Genomic DNA, 22,832 nt, shown 5'->3' with positions numbered 1-22,832 from the left:
GAGGCATTTTTTCCACGTTTTTTTTATCTTAGCGGTATGTATAACCGCCGTAAATTCATCCAAATATCTGCTGCCGGTGCCTCGCTGGCTGCGCTATCAAATTCAGCGATAGCAAAATCAATATCATCAATCACTGATACCAGTTTACCCATCGTAATATCAACCTGGGATTTTGGCATTATAGCCAATAAAGGGGCATGGAAGGTACTTTCTACCGGCGGTCGCGCGCTTGATGCTATAGAAGCCGGTGCCCGGATCCCGGAAGCTGAGGATATTACCAATCATACGGTTGGCCGCACCGGTCTTCCTGATCGTGACGGGCATGTAACTTTGGATTCATGTATTATGGATGAGTTTGGTAATTGCGGCTCGGTTGCGGCCATGGAAGATATCGCTCACCCCATATCGGTAGCCCGTTTGGTGATGGAAAAAACCCCGCATGTAATGCTGGTTGGCGAGGGTGCTACCCAGTTTGCCGTTGAACAGGGCATGAAAAAAGAAAAACTGCTAACTCCCGAATCAGAAAAAATATGGAAAGAATGGCTTAAAACAGCCAAATACAGCCCGGTAATGAACATTGAGAACGGTCAAAAACCCGGCGACAAATACAACCATGATACCATTGGCATGCTGGCTATTGATGCCAAAGGCAATATATCAGGCGGATGTACCACCAGTGGTATGGCATTTAAACTGCATGGCCGTGTTGGTGATAGCCCCATTATTGGTGCTGGTCTTTATATAGATAATGAAGTTGGCGGCGCCACGTCAACTGGTGTAGGCGAAGAGGTGATACGTAATGTGGGCAGCTTTTTGGTGGTTGAACTGATGCGCCAGGGCCTATCGCCAGAGGATGCTTGTAAAGAGGCAGTAAACCGCATCATTAAAAAGAAACCCGAGATAGCCAAAAAGATACAGGTAGGCTTTTTAGCCATCAACAAAAAAGGCGAATATGGCGCTTTTGCTATACAAAGTGGTTTTTCATTCGCGGTTTGTAATGCACAGCAACAGGATCTTTTGATCAAGGGAAAAAGTTATTATTCTTAGTACAGGTGTGGTGATCAGGGTGCGGGTTGCCTGATTGCCGGTAGAGATTTTATATATAACAACTCGCAAAATACCCCTAATTAAACAAAACAATGAGTGAGCCCACAAAACATAAACATCAAACCAGGAGTCACGCTACTGGCGTTTCTCTTGAGGTTTGCGCTAACTCTGTTACCTCGGCACTGGCTGCCCAGGAGGGCGGGGCAGTACGGGTTGAGCTGTGCGAAAATTTAAAAGAAGGTGGCACTACCCCATCGCCTGGTCAAATATTGCAAGCCCGCAGTTTACTGCACATCAAATTGTACGTTTTAATACGCCCGCGTGGCGGCGACTTTTTATACACCGACCTGGAATATAAAATTATGCTTGCCGATATCAGGTATTGCATTGAGGCAGGCTGCGACGGTATTGTAATAGGCATGTTGAATGCCGATGGCAGCATTGATAAAGAACGCTGCCTTGAAATGGTGCGCCTGGCCAAACAATGGGGATTAGGTGTTACCTTTCACCGGGCATTTGATATGTGTGCCGATCAGTTACAGGCCCTTGATGACATTATTGAGATAGGTTGCGAGCGCATATTAACTTCGGGCGGAAAAACCACCGCTATTGAAGGCGCAACCGCCATCAATAAGCTGGTTGAAAAAGCCGCCGGTCGCCTTAGCATCATGCCGGGCAGCGGTGTAAGCGAAGCAAACGTAGCCGATATTGTTCATTTTACCGGGGTGAGCGAAGTGCATTCATCAGCCCGTACCCAGATACAAAGCAAAATGCAGTACCAAAACCATATTTTAATGGGTAATGCATCCGGTGATGAATATAGCATTGATATTACCGATGTGGGCAGGGTGCGTGAGTTGGTTAGATTGGCAAATAGTTGATTTTGAGAAATAAGAGATTAGAATCAAGAAATAAGACGGCATTTTACCAAATCATCATACACGCGTCACTGCACGAAGCAATTTCTATGCATTACAGGGCGAATAGGCATTATCGTAGAGCGCTCAATTGCCGCTGAGGCTGTTACTTTTGTCTTGATACAAAAGTAACCAAAAGATCAAGTCAGCAGAAATGCTTCTTTGCGCACGAGGCATTTACCCTGCAAATCAGATAGAACCACGGGCTGCTGAATTTTACGCTGCTGCGCACCCTCAATCCACTGCTTCTGCAAAATTCGCTAATGCCCCTCCGTCGCACAAGCCATCATGTTCTGACTGATTTCGCCCGAAGCTTATCTGCTGACGGGGGGAGGGTTGATTGGTTAAAAATAAAATCGAGATAATCCCTTAATCCCATAAATCGTGGTTCAGACAATTAGCTGCACAGTCCATCAAGTAAAACCCTTTTCCTAAAAAAACGTAACCGGTAATACCAACTCTATCCTGTTACGCCCGGTGCCTCCAAAAAAGTCATCATCTAACAAACGACTGTATCTAATGCCGAAGGAAATACTGTTCTGGTTAAAGAATTTGGTGTCAAAAAACACTGCTGCTCCGGTCGACCGGAAGTTTTGTTTAAAGCTGCTGCCATTTGTAAAAAAGTTATCAGCGGTGGCACGGGTATAGTCAAAAAACAGGGCTCCCCTTAAGCGCAGCAAGTAAACAATGTTACCAAAACCTGCATCGGGATAGGCAAAGGGGAAATGATAGTTAATACCAACCTTGTTCATATCGTCCAAACTTTCGGCGGTATAACCTTTACTGAACGGGAAATTATTGGAGAAACTTATTACATTATTTTTGCCCTTTTGCTGATGGGCCACATTGATCACCAGGCTGTGGTTAGTAACCAGTCCCGGGAAATAAAAAGTGCCCGAAGCCAGTAACTGCGTAGACCCCGCCCCTGATATGGCCGATTTATAATTTATGCTGATGCTTTGTGCCAATTGTGGGTAGATGTTTTGTTTGGCCGCCTGCATTTGATTACTGAACGAAAGATAGTTGTTGAGATAAGTATAACTTCTGTCGGCAAATTGTTGGGCATTACCCTGCTGAAAGCTGGTGCGGTTAAAGTACAGATCGCTGCCAAAGGCAAGGTTGGTTATATGTTTGCCTGCGCTAAAGTTAAGCGGCACTTCGAGGCCGCCATGCAATGATGTTTCGTTCCAGTAAATGTAACTGCCCTTGTAAAACTGACGACGGTCCAAAGTATAATCAACCCCGCCTGATATATATGGGAATAAGGCCCCGTAAGTAGCTCCAAAGCCAAATTGTTTATACCCTTCATTTCGGTTATAATTAAATGACAGCTCCGACTGGAAAGTATTCAAAACATTTTCGCCGGTAATGGCAAAGGAATAATTGGGATCACTGATGTTAGGGATGATGCTGTGAAAATTGAACAGCCCATGAGCTTTGGAATAACCTGTAACGGGCAGCGGCTTATCAACTACTGCACCCAGCATATTAGCCGACGAATCGCGTTTTAGCGCGGTTATGCCCATATCCGGCAAATGATGTGCATACTCAGTACCGGCATCTATCCATTTGGGGTCTTTTTTATTTACTTCATTTATTTGATAACCAGAGGCGGTAAAACCAACCCAGGCCAGTTTATCATCAGCTACAGCGGGTTGATAGTAGCCAATGCCTGCGTCGTTACCTGTGGGTAGTAATTCATAACATTTATTACTGCCTAACATCAGCACAAAAAGCCTGTCGTTAATGCCATCCGTTTGGCTAAAATAAACCGTATCCTTTTTTATGGTAGTAAAACCAATTGGCCTAAAATCAAAAGGCATCAAATATTTTGCCGCGCCGGTTGCAATATCTATCAGTGCCAGGGTCATTTCACCTTCCGGGTTCCTAACGGCGGCAATTAGCTTATCATCACCATAAAACTGCGGGTAGGTGTAAAACAGCTTTTGCGGATTAGGCAACGCCTTTATCAGCTTACCATCGGTATTTAATATATGCAGCTCACTTGCTCCTGATGTGGCTACCTGCGCCACTACAATACTTTTACCATCGGCGCTAAAGGCCGGCGAAAAATATTTTGTTTTTTGTGTGATGCGATGCTCCTTACCGGTTTTTACATCCAGCACCATCAGTTCACTGTAGTTACGGTAGCCCCAGCGCGCATCCGGGCGGTAACTGGCGTAAATCACTTTACCATCATGATAGTTGAAATAATTATCGAGCGAGTTGGAACGGGTACTGATGCGGCTTTCTTTATTACCTGTTTTTATGACGAAGGCCGGTATATGATCATACGTACTTTTCATGTAGATAAGCATACTATCATTAATATAGGCAGGATATTCCCTGTCGGCGTAAAAATGTTTGGACGTATTTGGCGCTGGTTTAACGTTTGCATCGGCACCGCTAAATTGTTCTTTAAAATGATCCAGTCCCTCGTTGCTGAATGTTTTAAAATCGGTAGTCGCGTATTTTTTAACCGCTCGCTGAAAAGGATAAAACCCACCTTTAAAAGCCGCGGCATCATGTGTTACGTTTTTCCAGAAATTATCGCCATACTTTTGGCGCCCGTAGGCAACCAGCATATAACCCAGCGGATAATGATCAGGAGTGAAGTCAAGGTACGATCCGTTACGCAGCTTCATATAGCTGTAATTTTTGCCGGCAGCCCATAATGCCCGGTACCCGTTAAAAAAATAAGGCAACCTGCCCCTGCCCTGCTCACTTACGTGGGTTTCGTTAAATACGGCATCGCCCTCAAAAAACCAGTTAGGTACCGATAGGTCGTTACCCAATGCCTGCCCGCCTTCGCCAAACAAAATGCGCAAAGCCCGCGACAGACCTACATTGAAATTATTGTATTGTTGCACATGCCTAAACTCATGAATGGCCAGTTGCTGCGGCAAGGGCAAACTACCAATATCGAAGCTATTTTGTTCGGGTGTTAAAAAAAACTCACTCCTGAAAGGCGCCAAACCCACGTAACCATTGGCAACCGTGGTTTGATTTTGCAAAACTATGCTTACCTGTTTTTGCTTAAGCCCAATGGTTGGCTTTATAAGCCCGTTCATTTGCTGCACTATATTTGCTACCCTGATGCCTGCAGAATCCATACCTGCCGGGAAAATTATCCTTGCTGGCGGTGTATTTACCTGTTTCCATTTTAATGATGGTGGGTTACCCCCAAACTCCTGGGCCCTGGTTACAGTTGCGGCTAATAACAGCGCGGGCAGCAGCAGTTTTTGTATAATTTTATTAATGGCAAGGGGATTATTCATTCGGGGCTCAAAGTAAGTACAATTTGTAATTTAAACAATCGGTTTAACATATTGACGAAGACTCACCCCGTCTGCGCTTCGCTGGACGAATCTCCCTTCGCCTTCGGCGGAGGGAGGGTTGAGAAATCATATATTCATTGTCATTCTGAGCATAGCGAAGAATCTAATGGCCGCCCTGCACAGTTTATGAATAGATGCTTCACTCCGTTCAGCATGACAAACTTGTTTAATGACAAAGCTTTTTCAGTCCTTTCTCCTTCATCTTTCCATCCTTTATCTTTTCTTTAAAATAATTTAAAATGTTTTTAAACCCCAATCGTCTATATCTTTAAAGAAGCAAAAAATTGATAACCGCACTAATGCCCGAAGATAAGAACAGTCATATCATACATACTATAAAAGCGTATGGTAAAAGCCTGTTGGGTTTTATTAGGCGGAGGGTAAAAAGCGATGCTGATGCTGAGGACATTCTGCAGGATGTTTGGTACCAGTTTAGCTCGGTGATCAACACAGAGCCTATTGAACAAACCAGTGCCTGGCTTTACAGGGTAGCCCGCAATAAAATAACTGACAAGCATAAAAAAAGGACCGAAACTTTGCTTGATGATATGCTTGCCGGCGAGGATGATGAGGATGAAGCAACCGATTTTAAGGCCTTATTATTCGCTGAAACCAATACTCCTGAAACTGAATATTTACGCAACCTGTTTTGGGAGCAATTATTTATTGCGCTGGATGAATTACCCGTTGAACAAAAGGATGTATTTATATGGCATGAACTGGATGATATGTCGTTCCAGGAGATTGCTGAGCTTACAGACGAAAAAGTTCAAACCCTGGTATCGCGCAAAAGATACGCGGTACTGCACCTGCGTAAGCGTTTACAACAATTGTATAAAGAAATAACAGAATATTAATGATTGCCTGAGTAAAAAAGCAGGCTATTCAAAATTAAAAAATTAAAAAATGAGACAAGTATTGTATAGAGGGCGTTTTGTATTTATTCCGCTGGCAGTTGCCGCCTTCCTGTCGCTCATCAGTTTTGTGGTGATGCAGTTATGGAACAATTTATTACCTGATATTTTACATGTAGGTGTAATTACCTTTTGGCAGGCTATGGGCTTATTTGTGCTTTGCAAAATATTGTTTGGCTTTGGCAAAGGCGGGCGCCCCGGCTGGGGGGGCGGTGGCGGCAAATATATGCGGGCCCGTATGAGCGAACGCTTTAAAAATATGAGCCCCGAAGATCAGGAGCGTTTTAAAGCAAGAATGAAAGATCATTGCAATTGGGAAAGAGGAAGACACGGTTTTGGCCGTGGCCGCGGCTGGGACGATTTTACTCCTGAAGAAGAAAAACAAGATAAATAATAATATTAACCCAACTGATGATGGAAGTGCTGGTATTTTCAACAAGCGTTAAAGAACCGCGACAGGTGAGCAAGGTTACTACCCTGCTCACCAAAGTTCCGGCTATTGCACAGTGGAACTTTGACCTGGAAGATTGCGATAATATACTGCGTATAGTGGCCAAAGGCCTTTCTCCGCGATATATTGAAACACTATTACAAAAAGCCGGCATCCATTGCCAGGAATTGAAGTATTAGAATGCGGTTAACCTTGCAATATTACTTTTTTGCAGGACTGTTAATCTCTATCCAATATCCGTCAGGATCCTGAAAGTAGAGCTGAAGCACGCCGTCCTGCCTTAAGGTAGGTTCCTTGCTGTCACCCTTCCAGTTACCATAAGGAATATTTAGTTCATCAAGCTTTTTAGCAAATTCCTTAACCGAACTTACGGTAAAGCAAAGATGTTCGGCTTTATCATGTTTGCCTGTACAATCGCCTTGTATAGCATGAAGTTTTACATGGTTGCCCAGGCTGTACCATTGGTGCACAGTATCAGCAAACGGATTAGGTACCTTTTGCAGGTGCATTACATCAGTATAAAAAGCTACACTTTTTTTAAGATCACGTACGCAAATGGCTATATGATCAACCACGGGGGTTGCGTTACTTCCGGTTTGTGCCTGGCAAAATGCTGGTAAAATAAAAGTCAGGAGCAATAATCCCAATTTTAGCTTACCCGCTTTATTGGCATTTGAATTAAAAGAAAAGATCATTTGAGTTTGGTTTAAAAGCTTAAAGATATAGGTTTAAGCGGGGCATCAGAAAAAGTCACAAAATAATTACTCAGCAGGATACCTGTGGGTTTATATCACGCCCTGGAATAAAGTGTATCGTATTGTTTCTGTTCCAATCTTCAATATCTATTAATCCCGACCGGGTGTGGTAATGACTATTATCATTTGGACATTTAACTACATAAAACCCCGCAATATCGGCCTCAATAACAGGGCGCGCCCCGCAAATTTTGCAAATTTTGCAATAAATTGTTTTGGGTATAGTTAAACAATCATTCATAGTGATTTTTACGAGTAAAGTCCAGATGTGGTTACCTGTATGCTGTAATTATATTATTATAAATGCAGATTAAGGAAAGCATTTTATTCATTTAGTAAGTGTTATTCTTACTTTTATTAAAAGCTATTACCCATGCAGCAAACACCAGTACAAAATCATAACAGAAACAATACATCAAGTTTCACTTTAGTTTTAGCGTTTATTTTAATTTGGTTTACCCTGGTGGCTCAATTTTATATTTCCATACCCGCTTATATGAGCGGCGGGCGTAGCTTTCCGGGTACTTTGGTACAGTTATTTAGTTATTTTACTATACAAGTAAATTTGCTGGCTGGCCTGGGTCTGGGAGCATTGTTATTAAAACCATCAACAGCGTTTAGTAAGTATTTTTCGCAAGGATATGTACTTACGGGTGTAGCACTATATATTACCATCGTTGGTCTTGTTTATAATATCATACTGCGCAGTTTATGGCACCCAATAGGATTACTCAAGATTACAGACGAATTACTGCACCTCATTAACCCTATACTATTTGTTGTTTACTGGCTAATTTTTGTACCGAAAGAAAGATTGAAATGGACCCAATCATTAAACTGGTTATGGTTTCCGTTCTTATACCTGGTATATATACTTATCCGCGGGGCTATAACCCAAATCTACCCCTATCCTTTTATTGATGCCGGTAAGCTGGGTTACTATACTATAATAATCAATTCGTTATTACTACTTGTTGTTTTTTTATTACTTGGGCTATTGCTCATCTTACTGACGCGCACCCTCAGCCCAAAATCATCAACAGATACTCATATCACATCAGATCCATAAAAAGAGAAAGCCCTGCTGTTGAGCAGGGCTTTCTCTTTTTATGGTGTATTAACAGTTAGAGTTTTATTATTTGCTTAATCGTTCCACAGATAGCTTTTATCCACAGATCTTGCCAGCTTATTCGTTATAAAAAAATCTTCTTTTTGCAGACATTCATTGGTGTGTATATCTTCGTCTGCGTTAACTTTTATTACACTGCCTGCTACCTGTTCAACTATATTTGATAAGGTAATTACTTCGCTATCGGGTATTTGAATTGTTAATATTGCCATAGTTGTAGATGTTTAAAATTGATAATTCAAAAATATGGATTAACGGTTATTGCAATGTTTCAAAAAAGTAAAATTTAGCTTACCCGTTAATTATATTTCTGCCTTTTAGATTATTTTAAACTTAAAACGTTACAACATCGGCAGGTATTATTGTTATAGCATCCATATTACAAAGCTTTAACAAACTTTAACAATTGTTACTCCTTGCCCCTTGTAACTAACACCCAATCAACAAATACTTTGGCCTGACCTGCTTTTATTTTGTTCACCGTGTTTGCTGACATACCGAAATAGGGTTTGGTAACTTTATTATATCCGGCCGGATAGCCACCACCCAGGGCAAAGTTAAGGATGATGAATTTTTTGTTATCGTAAGCCCAGCGGCCATATTTTTCGACCATAGGTTTAGTTACCGTATAAGTTACCTTACCATCTATTTTAAAAGTCAGGCTGGTGGGGGTCCAGTCAACCGAATAAATATGCCATTGAGTTACATCAGTGCCTGCCGGGAAATGAGCTCTATAAGCAAGCGGCGTATTTCCAAAATAATTTGGACCATGCAGGGCATGGCTGGTCCAGCTCGAATCGCCCACGGTTTCCATCATGTCTATCTCACCGCAATCGGGCCATTTACCATTGCCTAAAGCCCAAAATGCAGGCCATAAGCCAGCGCCGGCGGTCATTTTCATACGTGCCGAAGCAGTGCCATAGGTAAATTCCATTTTAGCCTGGGTATTTATCCTGCCCGATATAAAATCATACTTTTTTTGCTGCTTACTGGTAAACCCGGGCCGATATAATGCTTTTAATACCAACGCGCCCTTTACCGCGCCTTCGGCATCACTACCTTTTACCAAATATATAGTAGCGGCCGAATCAACATATGCCTGCTGCTCGTCGTTCACCGTATGCCCGGTAACTTCTACATTCCACTTACTTCGATCAAGGGACTGTTCATTAAAATCTTCAAAAAATACGGTATCGGTTTTGGATTGCTGCTGTGCATTTGCCTGCGAAACCATTAAAAGGCTTATTGATAATAAAAGGTAATACGATTTCATTGCGGTATTAATTGACGACTAAAATAGGGAATTATGTTTGATGAACTTTTAAAACCAGGCAGTAATGAAATTATTACACAAGTTTTCACAAAACATGAAAACTTATTTCGCCTTTAAATTTTACCATTTAATTAACTTTCCTTTTATAAATTGCAGATCAATACATAATTACATGCACAGTGGTAGTTTTTTCAGAGTATTTTTAATCATATCGGCAATTAGTTTACTATTCGACTGGTATATTTTTTCAGGACTGAAAACTTTAAGTGCCGATTGGCAATCGTCCCTATGGCGTAACGTGCTATTATTTGGATATTTATTTATTTCTGTTGGTGTAATCGCCCTGTTTCTTCTGGGATTTGGCAGCTTTAGTACAGCCAACGGTATGCGCCCTTTCCATGAATGGATACTGAGCCTTTTCTTAACCTTTTTTATTACCAAACTATTTTTTGTTATCGTTTTATCACTTGGTGACCTGGGAAGGTTCTTGGTTGGGCTCTTCCATTTAGCCAGCCGTTCCGGAAATGAACCTATTTTTCCTGCCCGTCGTAAATTCATCAGCGAAATAGCTGTACTGGTAGCAGCCGTTCCGTTTACCTCTATGTTTTATGCCATGTTCAAAGGTAAATATGACTACAAACTGCACCGCACCACACTTTATTTTGACGACTTGCCCGATGCTTTTGACGGTTTTACCATCACCCAACTATCAGATATTCACTCAGGCAGTTTTGATAATACCGAAGCTGTACAACGTGGTATTGACATGGCAAAAGCACAAAAAAGTGACCTGTTTGTTTTTACCGGCGACCTGGTAAACAACGCGGCGTCAGAAATTGAGCCTTATATAGATAGGTTCGGTCAGATTAAAGCCCCGTACGGCCAATTCTCCATACTGGGTAACCATGATTATGGCGATTATATACAATGGAATAGTGAACAGGAAAAAGCCGCCAATCTTGAAAAATTAAAGCAACACCATGCAGCATTGGACTATCGGTTGCTGCTTGATGAAAATGTAACCATTGAAAAGGATGGACAAAAAATATCGCTCATTGGTGTACAAAACTGGGGGCGCGGCTTTAAACAAGTTGGCGATTTGAATAAAGCCTTGCAAGGCGTGCCTAAAGACGCCTTTAAGATCCTGCTATCACATGATCCTACCCATTGGGAAGAGCAGGTGCGCTATAATACCACCAACATAAATCTTACACTTTCGGGGCATACACATGGCGCGCAGTTTGGTATTGAAATTCCAGGCTTTAGATGGAGCCCGGTAAAGTACCGCTATTTTGATTGGGCCGGACTGGCTAACGAAAAAAAACGTTACCTATATGTAAACCGGGGATTTGGCTTCCTGGCATTTTCGGGGCGTTTGGGTATATGGCCCGAGATTACAGTGATTGAATTAAGGAAGAAAGCTTAAAAGGGTCATTTAGGAAACTGTATTTTTCAACTCCGTTATAATGATCTCGTTGCCATACAGATCATAACAATGAAAAAAACTGTATGTATCGGCATAAACCGGCTTAAGTTTTATTTTAACTCCATTTTTTAAAAGTTTTTGATATAAGGCATCCAGCGTGTTAGTGTACATTACAAAAGTTGGTTCCCCTGCGGTTTGGTTACCGATCCTTTCACCATCACCTTTCAAAAACCATATTCCTATGGCATCAGCAGTATCAAAGCCAATATGCAAAAATCGCTGGCCTTCTGTTGTGGTATAATCAACCAGTACTTTGGCGCTAAAGTTTTTTTCATAAAAGTTTAACGCCTCATCAAAATCGTTAACAAGAATAATAAGCCGGCCTATATGGTTCTTTATTTCCATTTACTCATTTATTTAGGGAAAATTAAATGTACAGTAATTCAGATAGAATACGCAATATATGATTGTGGCAGGGTTTTTATGTATATAAACTCTAAACAACTACGTTATGGCATCGCGCGAAATAAAAAGGACAGGAAAACAAGATCCGGAAGTGCAACCTTCACATGGTAATGCCTGGGAGGTAATGAAACCATTTATACATTTTGGGATAAAGGCTACAGGCTTTATAGCCAGTACCCTAATAACCATTATAAAGCACATCCCCAAACCGGATAATCAAAAAGCAACCGAACGCAAAAAGGACAAGATCATCAAGATATAGCGGCTTGGTTTAGTCACCTGTCATATTATTTCAAAAACAATTAGCCAAACCATCAATCCGTGAAAACACCGTGTTTAAACTCACTAAAATACCGTGTTTTCACGGATTGACCCGATGGTATATAATTCAGAGTTTTAAAACATTTAAACTCTGATACTATTAGCCATGCCCATACAAATAACTGGAGTAAACAGAACAAATGGTGATCATGATAATCCCTACCTGACTATCAACTCATTAGTATGGATTGATGACCATACCCAGAACCGCGGAATTACTACAAGAGATGTACTTTTTGATTGGATAAATGATAACGGTACAGCTTACATTTTAGACGAAGAAGGAAATAAAGCTAAATTACTTACCGCTACAACCCAAAATGGGTACAAGTATGTTAAAACTGCTTTTGATGAAACCAAATCAGATAAACTGCTAAACTTGCTGGCCAAAAAGTAATTTAAGAAACCTATACCTTATCTGCTTGCACCTGCCACGTTTGTGGCGGGTGTTTGTTTTTTAAAACTTTTTGTTTATTCTATTTTACTATCCCATGAAACAAAGGACCTGATCTGCGAATAGGTCCTTTGTTCTTTTTTTTCTTGCTAACGGGCTCGTATTTCTCGATATGTCCAAACCGCCTTTAATATCTGTTCAAACACAAATAGTGTAGTTTTGTCGAATTAAATTCATTTTTTATAACATATTTTGAATTTTATTCTTTAATTATCTAATATTACAGAATGAATAGCGAAACAGAAATAGTACTTGATAAAACAGACCTCCACATTTTACGTCTGATGCAGGAAAATGCCCGTATATCAAATGCCGACCTTGCCCGTGAACTGAGCATGGCTCCCTCGGGCGTGTTGGAGCGCGTAAAAAAGCTGGAGCAAAAAAACGTGATCCAACAATACACCACCCGCATAAACCCGCTGGCGTTACAGCAAAAATTACTGGCTTTTATATTTATGAAAGCATCTGACGGGCCGGGGTACAGTAAAGCCACACTCGAACTGGCTAAAATACCAGAGGTACAGGAAGTACATCACGTTGCCGGCGACGATTGTTACCTGGTAAAAGTGCGCACCTATGATTCAGCTTCGCTTATGCGCATTATGCGCGAACGCTTTAGTAAAATACCCAACATTATAAGCACCCGTACCACCATAGTGCTTGAAACTGTTAAAGAACAACAACAATTGGTTATACCCGAAAAATAAATATCGTCATGGCCTTAACACCTCAAAAATCCGCATCCCCCTTATTAGTTATTATAGCTTTTGCTACCGTTTACCTGGTTTGGGGTTCTACTTACTTTTTTATAAAAATAGCGATTGATGGTTTCCCACCCATGTTATTGGGCGCCCTTCGCTTTTTAATAGCCGGCATTTTACTACTCATTTGGTGTGTAATTAAAGGAGAGCAAATTTTTGTTAAGCGCAATATTATTCATGCAGCCGTGAGTGGCTTTTTGCTGCTGGTAATAGGTAATGGCGCCGTGATTTGGGCCGAACAAACCCTGCCGAGTGCTATGGTAGCCATCATGGTATCATCGCCGCCAATATGGTTTGTGCTGCTCGACAAACCAAACTGGGGTGTAAATTTTAAAAGCAAAACCACCATCATTGGCCTTGCAATTGGCTTTGCTGGTGTAGTTTTACTGTTTAGTGAGCAAATAGGCGGATTGTTTGAAGCATCGGCTGGTGGTTCAAAACTACCGGGGATGCTGTTACTGCTTGCAGGTACTTTAGCCTGGGCATCAGGATCATTATACTCAAAACATTATAACACACAGGGATCGGCCCCGGTAAATACTGCCTGGCAAATGTTGTCTGCAGGTTTGGTGTTTTTACCATCAAGCTTTTTTCACCACGAAGTACAGGGTTTGCAATGGCAAAATATCCCGGCGCATAGCTGGTATGCCTTGCTTTATTTAATAATTTTTGGATCGATAGCTGCTTTTAGCGCTTATGTATGGCTTTTGCAGGTACGCCCGGCAACACAGGTAAGTACGTATGCTTACGTAAACCCTGTTATAGCGGTTATATTAGGTGTGCTGTTTGCTCACGAAAGCATTTCACTTTTACAAATAGGCGGCCTGGTTATTATATTAGGCAGTGTGTTACTGATTAACCTGAGTAAATACAAAAAAGAAAAACAGGCAAAATTGGAGCTGGTGAATGTAGCGGAATAGCCTCACCTAAATTCTCTCCAATGAAAATACATTAACTCTGCACGCATCATTGCGAGCGATAGCGTGGCAATTTTTTACATATTGCCATTCTGAGCGATAGCGAAGAATCTGATTTTCGATTATGTATGTCTCCGAATAGATTCTTCGCTATCGCTCAGAATGACAAAGTTTTATATTTCGTTCCCTCTAACTCCCTCGTTCTGTATAAAAGTTTACTTCCTAAAAAAGCAGTCGTCATGATATTTTACCTGCCCCGGCAAACAAATTAATGTAATAGGTATTCTTATATATATCATACTTTAAACCACCGGTCATGAACAAAACTATAGGGATAGTGCTCATTGTAGTAGGGGCGATAATGCTTATCTGGACAGGTTTTACTTACACCAAAAAAGAAAAAATCATTGATGCGGGCCCTATACAAGTATCGGCCGACAGGCAAAAAACGGTAAACTGGCCACCCTACCTGGGTGGTATAATTCTTATTGGAGGTATTGTAATTGTGGCTACATCTAAAAAATAGGCAACCTCAAAAAGGCTATTTGTCTGAGGTCTTAAGCACGCTGATATCTTTGGTGGCCAATAGTTGCTGATAATTAATTAACTGAAACTTTTTGCCGATCATACTTTTAAATTCTGGTGATAATAACGCATTAAGCTCTGTTTGGCGATGTAAACTTGTAAGTGGTTTACCATCTTTAGAGTTCATCATATTGCTGTTCATATCAACTAAAACATCCATCTCCGGGCTTGGCGTAGCGGTATGTAATACCATTAGGTTTGGGCGGGTTGAGTCAAGCTTGTTGCTTACATAATCCAAAAATTCCGACTTTTTAGTGGCGATGGGCTCGCCCCACATTTCCTTATAGGTTTCGCCAAAGTAATTAACCTTGCTCAGTATCGATATACCCAGTTTATATTTATGCGCCAGTTTTTCGGTAAGCGCCCTTAATTCGGGAGTTGATAATGCGATACCCATGTGCGGGTCTATATAACTTATTTTTAGACCCGAAGCCAGGGCACGTTCAATTTGTGCTGATAATTCCTTTTCAACCTCATCAAGCTTGTAACCGCTTTTGGCAAATGCCCTTGTTGACTGCGGAAAGTAACCATCCTTATCAACTAAACTGGGTACCGCCGTACGGCCCAATACCGGTCCCCAGCGGTAGTTTTTCCACTCGGATGTAAGCGTTAAATGTACGCCCACACTTACCTGTGGGTATTTCTTTAGTATTTCAACAGCTTCCTGGTACCAGGGGCAAGCAAATTGTAAGGATACAGAAACAGGCATCCCGGTTTTAGCCACCTTTTCGGCCGCCATATTTACGGAGTGGTTCATCCCGATATCATCAAGCCTGAGCAACAGTTGTGGAAGTTTGTTTGGAGATTGTGCCTGAGCTGGCTTTGTGCCCATAGCTATCAAAACCAAACATAAATAAAGGAAACCTATCTTTTTCATATGGTAAAAACAAAGTATATAAGTATATTTTAAATGCTTTGAAGCTCTGGCGACAGCAGAGCTTCAGGAGGTTAAGATAGTAAATTTTAATAGTACAAAAGGCCAGCCATGTGCTGGCCGGCCTTTGCATATTGATTATAACTTAATTTTTACAATTATTCCAACAGCAGAGCGTCTTCATCATCGGTTAAGCTAAGTTGTATAGAATCACTACCTGCAATTCCTTCAACGCTTCCTTTAATGTGGGCGGCGTTCAATAATACTTTATCCAGTTGCTTCTCGCGCGATTTCCACATTTTTTCCATTGCATCACGCTCCTTTTGTATGGACAGGCGCATGCTCATATATCCCTCACGAATAGCTTTCCACTGTTCAGAAAACTCACTGCTGGTTAAATAATCATACAACAAGTGCATTTTATCGCCCTTATTATCCTGCGAGCGTGCCTGGTTTGAAAGTTTGATCACCCCATCGCGCAGGATGTAGGAAACCGCCTTTACCTCATCAAAACTACAGATCCAAATGCCATCTTTTTCGCCAAAACAATCCATACCTTTCGGGTAGCATTGGGTAACAATCACAGCCACATCAACACCAACACTACGCATATCTTTTTTAAGCTTCTCTATCCAGTCGGTACCAAAAGTTGCTGTGCGCTTGCTTTCATATATAATACGGCCACACTCCTGCCCAAACTGGTTACGCACAGTTTGCACGCAGTCGGCACCACGCACCCCCTTCCCTACCTCGCTTATCACATCAAAAGGGAAATAATTACGCAGCAGTTCTTCCAGTATCAGTTCTTGCGCTTCGCCCTGCAACTGCATGGAACCCTGCTCAGCTTTACGCTTCATCTCTTCGGCCAGCTTTTTCTGATCATCAAGCTGTTTCTCCAACTCTTTGACTTTTAGCTGGTATTCGGTATCCTTTATGCTATGGCGTTCATTTTCCTGCTTCCTGATCTGTTCGCTCAGTTCATTACGCTGTTCTTGCAATTTACGCTGCAGAGCAAGCTCCATTTCTTCTTCTTTTTGTTGCAAAAGCTTTTCACGCTGTAAAAATTCAAGCTCTTTTTGGCGTGAGAGTTTCAGCTTTTCTTCGCTCTCCTGCGCCGAAGTTTTGAGCATGAGCAATTGATTCTCAAAATCCTGACTTATGGATTTGCGTAAGTTTTGCTCCATTGCCAGTTGTAATTGCTTTTTCTCTTCAATTAGCCGTTGTTCAAAAGCATCTTTTTGCTGACGCTCTTTTTGTAAAAACTCTTCGTCCTTTTTACGGTACTCGTCTTCTTTTTGGCGGGTATAGTCTTGCATTTTAAGCCGGAGTTCCTTTTTATACTCCTCGGCCATCACCTCCTCTATCGGGAAACCAAAACCACAATTGGGGCACTTAACTTCTGTAGCCATATGATAAATATTACGAAAAAATAGTTTCGCATATCAAAGATAGGGATTTTACTTAGCGCATAAGTTAACACAAAATTACCCGGTTGCAGTTACCAATTAAAATGCTGATATTTAAGCAATGCAAATTTTACAGATAGGCAAGGCCATGTGGAGCTATGATTATGAAATTGCAGCATGCACATTAATTGATGAAGGCGGAACACTTTTTTCGCTTACGCCACCCCCGCACCATCGGGAGGGTGAAATTATAATGACCGCCGACAGCCTGGTGATTGATGGTTATAATTATCTTAATATCCCTCTTAATAAACTGGAGCAGATATACCTGGGATTTGACGAGGTGTATAAACGCTCACTTGTTAAAAATAATGGTATGTTTTGGCAACCCTTAAGATTAGTTTACAAAACCGGCGACGGTTATAATACCATATACCTTATTATTGACCATGGCTTTTTTGGTACCAAAAACCAGTTATGGTTTGATACCATTAAACAACTCCTGTCTGACGATTAAGCACCTTCCTTAAAAAAACAAACGGCGTACCCATTTGCATGAGCACGCCGCAGCGTTATTATATATCAGTCAATTAATTATTTTGCTTTAGCAAATTCGCCGTTAGCTTTGATAGTTACTTCGTCGCTCAACATAGCTGAACCAAATTTACTACCAAAATTAAAATCAGAACGTTTGATAGTACCGGTTAATTGGAAACCAGCATCATCAGCTTTGCTCATTGGGTTGGTTATGGTACCACGGTACCATAAATCAAATGTAGCCGGTTTAGTAACACCTGCTAAAGTAAGATTACCAGTTACCGCATAATGTTTATCAGATGTTTTAGAGATACCAGTGCTGGTAAACGTAAGTGCTGGTTTATTGGCAACATCAAAAAAATCAGCAGATTTTAAGTGAGTATCGCGGTTATCATTTTCTGTACTTACAGAAGCTGTTTGTACAGTAAATGCAACTTTAGCATCGCTGAAATCAGGTTTTGCTGAAATGATAGTAGCATCATAAGTTTTAAAAGTGCCGTCAACGTCATTTACCAACAAGTGGGTAACAGTGAATTTAACATTTGAGTGTGCTTTGTCAACAGTCCAGGTAGTTTGTGCCGATGCTGCCGTGTACAAAAATACTGATGTTAGCAGGATAAAAATCTTTTTCATTGCGCTTAATTTTTTTTTAAATTTCTTTTATTTATGGCCCAAAAGTATATAAATGATTTTGATCTTTTTTAAAATAAGTGTTTAAACATCTTTTTATTAAAATTTGATGACAAATCTCTACCATTTTAGTGGGCATTAATAAAAAAAGGAGGATTGTAAAAGCAGCGAGCTATAGCAATCAGTTATAAATTATTACTATTCAGCCACATGGTTATCAATAGCATCGCCAATTTCAGTTATTGGGATAATTGCAGACAGTGGCTCATGTTTTATATAAACCCAATTACCAGCATCGGTTTTACCTATAGTATAATTAACATCTTTATTAAAAACATCAAATAGCCTTGGAAATGCTGAATGAAGGCTTACCTGGTAATTCACTCCATCAATGGTTACTGTAAAAGGTTCCACGATAATTAAATTTATAACTAAGCTAAACAAATACCTGTAACTGTTAACCATAGTTAATGGTAATCTTTTGCAAAGCACGTTATTTTAAGTAACAGGGCTAAGCACCTGATGGTTCATATAATTGTTTATTTGCCGCCAATAAACCGTTTTAAGTAAACATCAATTTTATTTTTTAAGCGATGTGTTACAGCTATTTTTTATGAAATTTCCAAAAAAGTTAACTTTTAATAAAACTCTTTGTACCCAATGTTGTTTAATTTTCGTTATTAATAAAAACATACAATTTGTAACTTAAATTTTTACTATGGACATCAAAAACTATTATACTAAGGCAGCGATGCTGGTTGTTTCTTTAGGTTTTATTACAGCATTGCAATCCTGCACAAAAGACAAAAACATACTTCCAGGATCAACTGAAGATAAAAACCTGATTGGCGCCTGGAAAAGGACTATACATCGGGTGGCCCAGGGTGATAGTGTACAAACACTTACTTTTTATGAAGGCACTTTAACTTCAACATTACTTGTTGATGTTTATGCAACCCCTGCTTCCACAGCAAACAGCACGCTTTATAAAGGTGTGTTTGATACCAATGGCACAGCCCTTTATGTTAAACTAAATCAGAAACAAAACTCAGCAACTGACGTAAATGGCAGCGGCACACCCATCAGTGAGGTTTTATTTGATACTACCCCGTATAAGATAGACACGACTACACTTAGTATTACCACCAGTAGTACCGTTGTCAAATTTACAAAAGTGGAGTAATCAAACTCAAAGCAAAAAAGAAAAGCCGGACATTCATGCCCGACTTTTCTTTTTTTGTGGCAATCTTATTTATTCCGGTTACCCGGGTCAAGGCAGCTATAAACTATTCAACTAAGCTCAACTACCGTCCTTCCAAATTATTACGATACTGTTTTAATGCACGTAATATTGACCGGGCAATTTCACTTTGTCCATTACTTGAATTAAGGTATTCCTCATCGGACGGGTTATTGATAAAACCGGTTTCGACCAGTACGGCAGGCATCCCGCTTTGTGCCAGCACCAGTACACCCTGCTCCTTTACACCAAGACTGTGGCGACCGTCAGTTTTTTTAAATTCTTGGTTCACCATGTCACCAAACTGGATACTTTGTTTGCGATACTTTTGCTGAAAAGCATTGAGCACAATAGTGTTTACAACAGCATCATCACCGTAACCATTGTATTTGTCCTTATAATCTTTTTCAATATAGATAGCGGCGTTTTCACGAAGCGCCTCACGTTGTTCCTGGCTGCGGTGAAAACCGTATACCAGTAGTAAAGTTCCCCTTTCGGTGCCCCTGCGCTGTGGCGAAGAATTGCAATGGATGGATATGAACAGGTTACCATTATTGCTGTTGGCTATATCGGTACGTTTATGCAACTCAATAAAAACATCAGTACTGCGGGTCATAACAACTTTAATACCTGTGGTTTCATCTAAGATGAGGTCACGCAGCTTTTTGGCAATACTTAGTGCCACATTTTTTTCTTTGGAGTAGGCCCCGTGCGCACCCGGATCTTTACCCCCATGACCGGCATCAATAATTACAGTTTTAAATTTAAAACGACTGGCATTTGCAACATCCTGTTGCCCAAAAGAAAGTGTGGCGCTAAACAGGCCCGCAATAAAAAAAAGAAATGTGGTTATATAATTACTTTTTAGGCAAATAGCTGACATGAAAATAGGTTGGTACTGGTATCAAAAACATTATATCTAAAATATACTTATTAAGATATTGTTTTACGCATATGGTTTAAAAGTTTTCAAATTAATATTGCAAAGGTAATATTAGTTAGCATGTTAACATAGATTTTGCAAATACGCCTGCTTAAAATTGTTCATGACTTAAAGTGCTATGCCGGATGCACCTTAAATTATATATTTAGCTTTAATTATATAAATAACTATTAACCCTTATGCAAATTCAAAAATCGCTGCTGCTATTATTTGTATGTATGACGTTCGTGCAAATTGGGTGCAGCCAGGAAGCAAAACCATCCTATGGCAATAATGCCGCTGCCGGCAGGTATTATAGTGTTCGTGGTATAAAGTTATATACCGAGGTTTATGGTACAGGTAAACCCCTGCTGCTTATACATGGTAACGGAGGCAGCATAAATGCATTTGCCAGTAACATACCATACTTTGCTAAAAAATATAAGGTTATAGCGGTAGATAGCCGCGCGCATGGTAAATCGCGCGATGACCGCGATTCGTTAAGCTTTGAAATGATGGCCGATGATTTTGCTGCCCTGATGGATGTTATGCATATTGATTCGGCCTATGTTATAGGCTGGAGCGATGGTGGTATTAACGCCATTGAACTGGCTATGCGCCATCCGGATAAAGTGATCAAACTGGCTTCAACCGGCGCCAATTTATGGCCCGATTCTACAGGTATTATCCCATCATATTGGAAACAGGAACAGATAGATTATAATGCCAAAAAGAACACTGTATTTACAACAGCAAGGGAAAAAAACGATTGGAAAGTTTTCCTGCTCGATTGGTTTCAGCCCAACATCAAGCTTTCGGCCTTAAAGACGATCAAATGTCCTTCGCTCATTATTGCCGGCGACCATGACCTGATCCCTACTGAACATACCGTACTTATTTCCCAAAACATCCCAAAAGCTTATTTGTGGATAGTTCCAAACTCAGGCCACCCCACCTTAATTGAGCATAGTGACGAGTTTAACAAAAAAGTAGATGAGTTTTTTGTTAAACCATTTAATAAAAGATGATCATTATGATCCAGAACAAGCCCTCGCTTGTAAAATACTTATTGCCCGCTTTTAAAACTTAAAAGTTATGGCTGCCTGTGCTGCCACGGATGTGTAAAATGTACCGGAGCTACCATAGTCTGACTTTCCTATTGGCGCAAAAAAGTTATATTTCGACTCCAGGCTTAAACCTATATTATTGGTAAGGGCAAAAATGAACCCCAGACGCGGGGCTAAATAAATATCCCGCTCCCGCAAGTCAACTATAAATTCACCAACGTTATCGGTTGAACTAAATGCGTAATGGGTAAAATAGAGCCCGATGTTTCCACCGCCATAAAGTCGCACATCATCGGCCAGGTTAAGGTTATAAACTGCTCCTGCGTAAGCCGAATATACCCTATAATCACTAAAGATGGTACTTGTATTTTCAATATCACCAGAGGTAACAAGGTCATCCTTAGGCTTGTAGGCATGGTAGCCCAGGGTAAGGCTTACCGTAAAATCATTCATGAAACGGGATACACCTAAACTATAATTAGCGGCAGGTTTATAAACATTTTTGAGATTGCCGAGCGGCGCATCATAGCCAACGCCAAATACAACCCCATAACCCGAATCAAAATTACTCCCATTATTACCACCACCATAGGTTAGCGCCGCATGTGACCGGCGCTGCGCCATTACAGTACCTAAAAAGCACACAAGAACCAAAATAAATACGGGTTTTAAATAAAATACTACTCTGGACGACCGAGAATTAAATGACAAAACGTCGGGGTTGTGAGGGTTAAACTGATCAAGGCTCATTAACAGTAAAAATAAAAAAAAACCTCAATTCAATGCATGCATCAGGATATTATAATATTTTGATGTTTTTAACTTTACTTAACCCAGCAATACTTTAAAAAGTAAGAGTAAATTAAAGCCCGGTTTAAATAAACCAGGCATAGAGGTATTAAATAAATATAGATTTATAATTGGTTTATAAAGTGAGTGCATTCAATTATATAAAGAGCCGTTAACTTCCGGCAGTTACCTGCACATTACCTCTTCTTTGCTTTTGGTTATACCAAATACCTGCCGTACAAATAATTACACTTAACAGTAAAAAACCCTCCACATATATATGGGCTAAAGGAATCCCTCTCGCAGGGTATATAAAAAATGACGAAAGATCTGGCAACAACAGGCCAAATAGTGGAAAACTCGAAAATATCCTAAAAATTGCTAACTCTTCCATATCTAACAATTTGATGAGCTAAATCTACACCTTTTAGGAATGTATTACAAATTATTTTGCTTAAAAAGTAAAATATTATTTCAATTAAGTTAATTTTAATACTAAACGTGCAGTATTGCTTCTGAAATCATAATAATAACTACACATTTAGAAACATTGTGCTTAAAAAGTAAAGCAATATTTCAACTGAGTTAATTTTCATAAAATATGCGCGCTGTTG

General features: G+C 40.4%; 27 protein-coding genes. 15 read left to right on the top strand and 12 right to left on the bottom strand.

Annotated features, from left to right (window positions below; genetic code table 11):
• The first annotated feature begins 36 nt into the window (after positions 1–36).
• Positions 37–1,047 carry a N(4)-(beta-N-acetylglucosaminyl)-L-asparaginase gene (locus tag M2273_RS09415; RefSeq protein WP_429395850.1) on the top strand — a complete coding sequence of 337 codons (1,011 nt, stop codon included), beginning with the start codon at positions 37–39 and terminating at the stop codon, positions 1,045–1,047.
• Positions 1,048–1,139: 92 nt separating this feature from the next.
• The gene (locus tag M2273_RS09410) at positions 1,140–1,928 is read left to right on the top strand and encodes a copper homeostasis protein CutC (protein ID WP_429395848.1); all 789 of its coding nucleotides are present in this window, start codon (positions 1,140–1,142) and stop codon (positions 1,926–1,928) included.
• 467 nt (positions 1,929–2,395) lie between these two features.
• Here the strand turns inward: M2273_RS09410 and M2273_RS09405 are convergent, their stop codons facing one another.
• On the bottom strand, positions 2,396–5,242 hold the full coding sequence (locus M2273_RS09405; RefSeq protein WP_429395846.1) for a hypothetical protein: 2,847 nt from the start codon (positions 5,240–5,242) through the stop codon (positions 2,396–2,398).
• A 344-nt stretch (positions 5,243–5,586) separates the two neighbouring features.
• On the opposite strand from M2273_RS09405, the gene M2273_RS09400 reads away from it, so the two are divergent.
• Genes M2273_RS09400 through M2273_RS09390 form a run of 3 tightly spaced genes read left to right on the top strand, consistent with a single transcriptional unit; the run spans position 5,587 to position 6,846 of the window.
• Entirely contained in the window at positions 5,587–6,159 is a 573-nt protein-coding gene (locus M2273_RS09400; RefSeq protein WP_429395843.1) for an RNA polymerase sigma factor, read from the top strand.
• 49 nt (positions 6,160–6,208) lie between these two features.
• On the top strand, positions 6,209–6,610 hold the full coding sequence (locus M2273_RS09395; protein ID WP_429395841.1) for a hypothetical protein: 402 nt from the start codon (positions 6,209–6,211) through the stop codon (positions 6,608–6,610).
• Positions 6,611–6,627: 17 nt separating this feature from the next.
• Complete coding sequence (locus tag M2273_RS09390) at positions 6,628–6,846, top strand: hypothetical protein (RefSeq protein WP_429395839.1); 219 nt, start codon at positions 6,628–6,630, stop codon at positions 6,844–6,846.
• A 21-nt stretch (positions 6,847–6,867) separates the two neighbouring features.
• Here the strand turns inward: M2273_RS09390 and M2273_RS09385 are convergent, their stop codons facing one another.
• The gene (locus M2273_RS09385; protein WP_429395836.1) at positions 6,868–7,362 is read right to left on the bottom strand and encodes a VOC family protein; all 495 of its coding nucleotides are present in this window, start codon (positions 7,360–7,362) and stop codon (positions 6,868–6,870) included.
• Between the two features lie 433 nt (positions 7,363–7,795).
• Here M2273_RS09385 and M2273_RS09380 point away from each other — a divergent pair, with 433 nt between their 5' ends.
• Complete coding sequence (locus M2273_RS09380; protein WP_429395834.1) at positions 7,796–8,491, top strand: Pr6Pr family membrane protein; 696 nt, start codon at positions 7,796–7,798, stop codon at positions 8,489–8,491.
• 74 nt (positions 8,492–8,565) lie between these two features.
• Here the strand turns inward: M2273_RS09380 and M2273_RS09375 are convergent, their stop codons facing one another.
• Both M2273_RS09375 and M2273_RS09370 read right to left on the bottom strand, forming a co-directional pair.
• Positions 8,566–8,763, bottom strand: coding sequence for a hypothetical protein (locus M2273_RS09375; protein WP_429395832.1), 198 nt, complete (start codon positions 8,761–8,763; stop codon positions 8,566–8,568).
• 197 nt (positions 8,764–8,960) lie between these two features.
• A complete protein-coding gene (locus M2273_RS09370) occupies positions 8,961–9,824 on the bottom strand; it encodes a glycoside hydrolase family 16 protein (RefSeq protein WP_429395830.1) in 864 nt (287 codons plus the stop codon).
• Between the two features lie 64 nt (positions 9,825–9,888).
• Between M2273_RS09370 and M2273_RS09365 the strand changes: the two genes are divergently transcribed.
• A complete protein-coding gene (locus M2273_RS09365) occupies positions 9,889–11,250 on the top strand; it encodes a metallophosphoesterase (RefSeq protein WP_429395828.1) in 1,362 nt (453 codons plus the stop codon).
• Between the two features lie 9 nt (positions 11,251–11,259).
• Here the strand turns inward: M2273_RS09365 and M2273_RS09360 are convergent, their stop codons facing one another.
• Positions 11,260–11,655: a VOC family protein gene (locus M2273_RS09360; protein WP_429395826.1), complete on the bottom strand. Its 396-nt coding sequence runs from the start codon at positions 11,653–11,655 to the stop codon at positions 11,260–11,262.
• 106 nt (positions 11,656–11,761) lie between these two features.
• Here M2273_RS09360 and M2273_RS09355 point away from each other — a divergent pair, with 106 nt between their 5' ends.
• The 5 genes from M2273_RS09355 (at position 11,762) to M2273_RS09335 (ending at position 14,694) form a co-directional block, all read left to right on the top strand.
• The gene (locus M2273_RS09355; RefSeq protein WP_429395823.1) at positions 11,762–11,977 is read left to right on the top strand and encodes a hypothetical protein; all 216 of its coding nucleotides are present in this window, start codon (positions 11,762–11,764) and stop codon (positions 11,975–11,977) included.
• Positions 11,978–12,142: 165 nt separating this feature from the next.
• Positions 12,143–12,433, top strand: coding sequence for a DUF3892 domain-containing protein (locus M2273_RS09350; protein ID WP_429395821.1), 291 nt, complete (start codon positions 12,143–12,145; stop codon positions 12,431–12,433).
• Positions 12,434–12,717: 284 nt separating this feature from the next.
• A complete protein-coding gene (locus tag M2273_RS09345; RefSeq protein WP_429395818.1) occupies positions 12,718–13,197 on the top strand; it encodes an Lrp/AsnC family transcriptional regulator in 480 nt (159 codons plus the stop codon).
• Positions 13,198–13,205: 8 nt separating this feature from the next.
• Positions 13,206–14,171 carry an EamA family transporter gene (locus M2273_RS09340; RefSeq protein WP_429395815.1) on the top strand — a complete coding sequence of 322 codons (966 nt, stop codon included), beginning with the start codon at positions 13,206–13,208 and terminating at the stop codon, positions 14,169–14,171.
• A 313-nt stretch (positions 14,172–14,484) separates the two neighbouring features.
• Positions 14,485–14,694 carry a hypothetical protein gene (locus M2273_RS09335; RefSeq protein WP_429395813.1) on the top strand — a complete coding sequence of 70 codons (210 nt, stop codon included), beginning with the start codon at positions 14,485–14,487 and terminating at the stop codon, positions 14,692–14,694.
• Positions 14,695–14,709: 15 nt separating this feature from the next.
• Here the strand turns inward: M2273_RS09335 and M2273_RS09330 are convergent, their stop codons facing one another.
• Positions 14,710–15,630 (bottom strand): ChbG/HpnK family deacetylase, encoded by a 921-nt coding sequence (locus M2273_RS09330; RefSeq protein WP_429395810.1) that lies wholly within the window; start codon positions 15,628–15,630, stop codon positions 14,710–14,712.
• 155 nt (positions 15,631–15,785) lie between these two features.
• Entirely contained in the window at positions 15,786–17,036 is a 1,251-nt protein-coding gene (locus M2273_RS09325; RefSeq protein ID WP_429395807.1) for a DUF2130 domain-containing protein, read from the bottom strand.
• Between the two features lie 118 nt (positions 17,037–17,154).
• Here M2273_RS09325 and M2273_RS09320 point away from each other — a divergent pair, with 118 nt between their 5' ends.
• Complete coding sequence (locus tag M2273_RS09320) at positions 17,155–17,550, top strand: hypothetical protein (protein WP_429395804.1); 396 nt, start codon at positions 17,155–17,157, stop codon at positions 17,548–17,550.
• A 77-nt stretch (positions 17,551–17,627) separates the two neighbouring features.
• Here M2273_RS09320 and M2273_RS09315 read toward each other — a convergent pair whose 3' ends face one another.
• Together M2273_RS09315 and M2273_RS09310 are read right to left on the bottom strand one after the other, a co-directional pair.
• Positions 17,628–18,203, bottom strand: coding sequence for a YceI family protein (locus M2273_RS09315; protein ID WP_429395801.1), 576 nt, complete (start codon positions 18,201–18,203; stop codon positions 17,628–17,630).
• A 195-nt stretch (positions 18,204–18,398) separates the two neighbouring features.
• Positions 18,399–18,614: a hypothetical protein gene (locus M2273_RS09310; RefSeq protein ID WP_429395798.1), complete on the bottom strand. Its 216-nt coding sequence runs from the start codon at positions 18,612–18,614 to the stop codon at positions 18,399–18,401.
• Between the two features lie 304 nt (positions 18,615–18,918).
• Here M2273_RS09310 and M2273_RS09305 point away from each other — a divergent pair, with 304 nt between their 5' ends.
• Positions 18,919–19,383: a hypothetical protein gene (locus M2273_RS09305; RefSeq protein WP_429395795.1), complete on the top strand. Its 465-nt coding sequence runs from the start codon at positions 18,919–18,921 to the stop codon at positions 19,381–19,383.
• A 121-nt stretch (positions 19,384–19,504) separates the two neighbouring features.
• Here M2273_RS09305 and M2273_RS09300 read toward each other — a convergent pair whose 3' ends face one another.
• On the bottom strand, positions 19,505–20,323 hold the full coding sequence (locus tag M2273_RS09300) for an N-acetylmuramoyl-L-alanine amidase family protein (RefSeq protein WP_429395792.1): 819 nt from the start codon (positions 20,321–20,323) through the stop codon (positions 19,505–19,507).
• Positions 20,324–20,562: 239 nt separating this feature from the next.
• Here M2273_RS09300 and M2273_RS09295 point away from each other — a divergent pair, with 239 nt between their 5' ends.
• On the top strand, positions 20,563–21,390 hold the full coding sequence (locus tag M2273_RS09295) for an alpha/beta fold hydrolase (protein ID WP_429395790.1): 828 nt from the start codon (positions 20,563–20,565) through the stop codon (positions 21,388–21,390).
• Positions 21,391–21,441: 51 nt separating this feature from the next.
• Here the strand turns inward: M2273_RS09295 and M2273_RS09290 are convergent, their stop codons facing one another.
• Both M2273_RS09290 and M2273_RS09285 read right to left on the bottom strand, forming a co-directional pair.
• A complete protein-coding gene (locus M2273_RS09290; protein WP_429395787.1) occupies positions 21,442–22,179 on the bottom strand; it encodes a hypothetical protein in 738 nt (245 codons plus the stop codon).
• A gap of 211 nt (positions 22,180–22,390) precedes the next feature.
• On the bottom strand, positions 22,391–22,612 hold the full coding sequence (locus M2273_RS09285; protein WP_429395784.1) for a hypothetical protein: 222 nt from the start codon (positions 22,610–22,612) through the stop codon (positions 22,391–22,393).
• Positions 22,613–22,832: the final 220 nt, after the last annotated feature.

Source organism: Mucilaginibacter lappiensis, assembly GCF_050433765.1.
GTDB classification, from domain to species: domain Bacteria; phylum Bacteroidota; class Bacteroidia; order Sphingobacteriales; family Sphingobacteriaceae; genus Mucilaginibacter; species Mucilaginibacter lappiensis_A.
The sequence above is the reverse complement of the archived record's forward strand: the minus strand, read 5'-3'. Positions and strand labels throughout refer to the sequence as shown.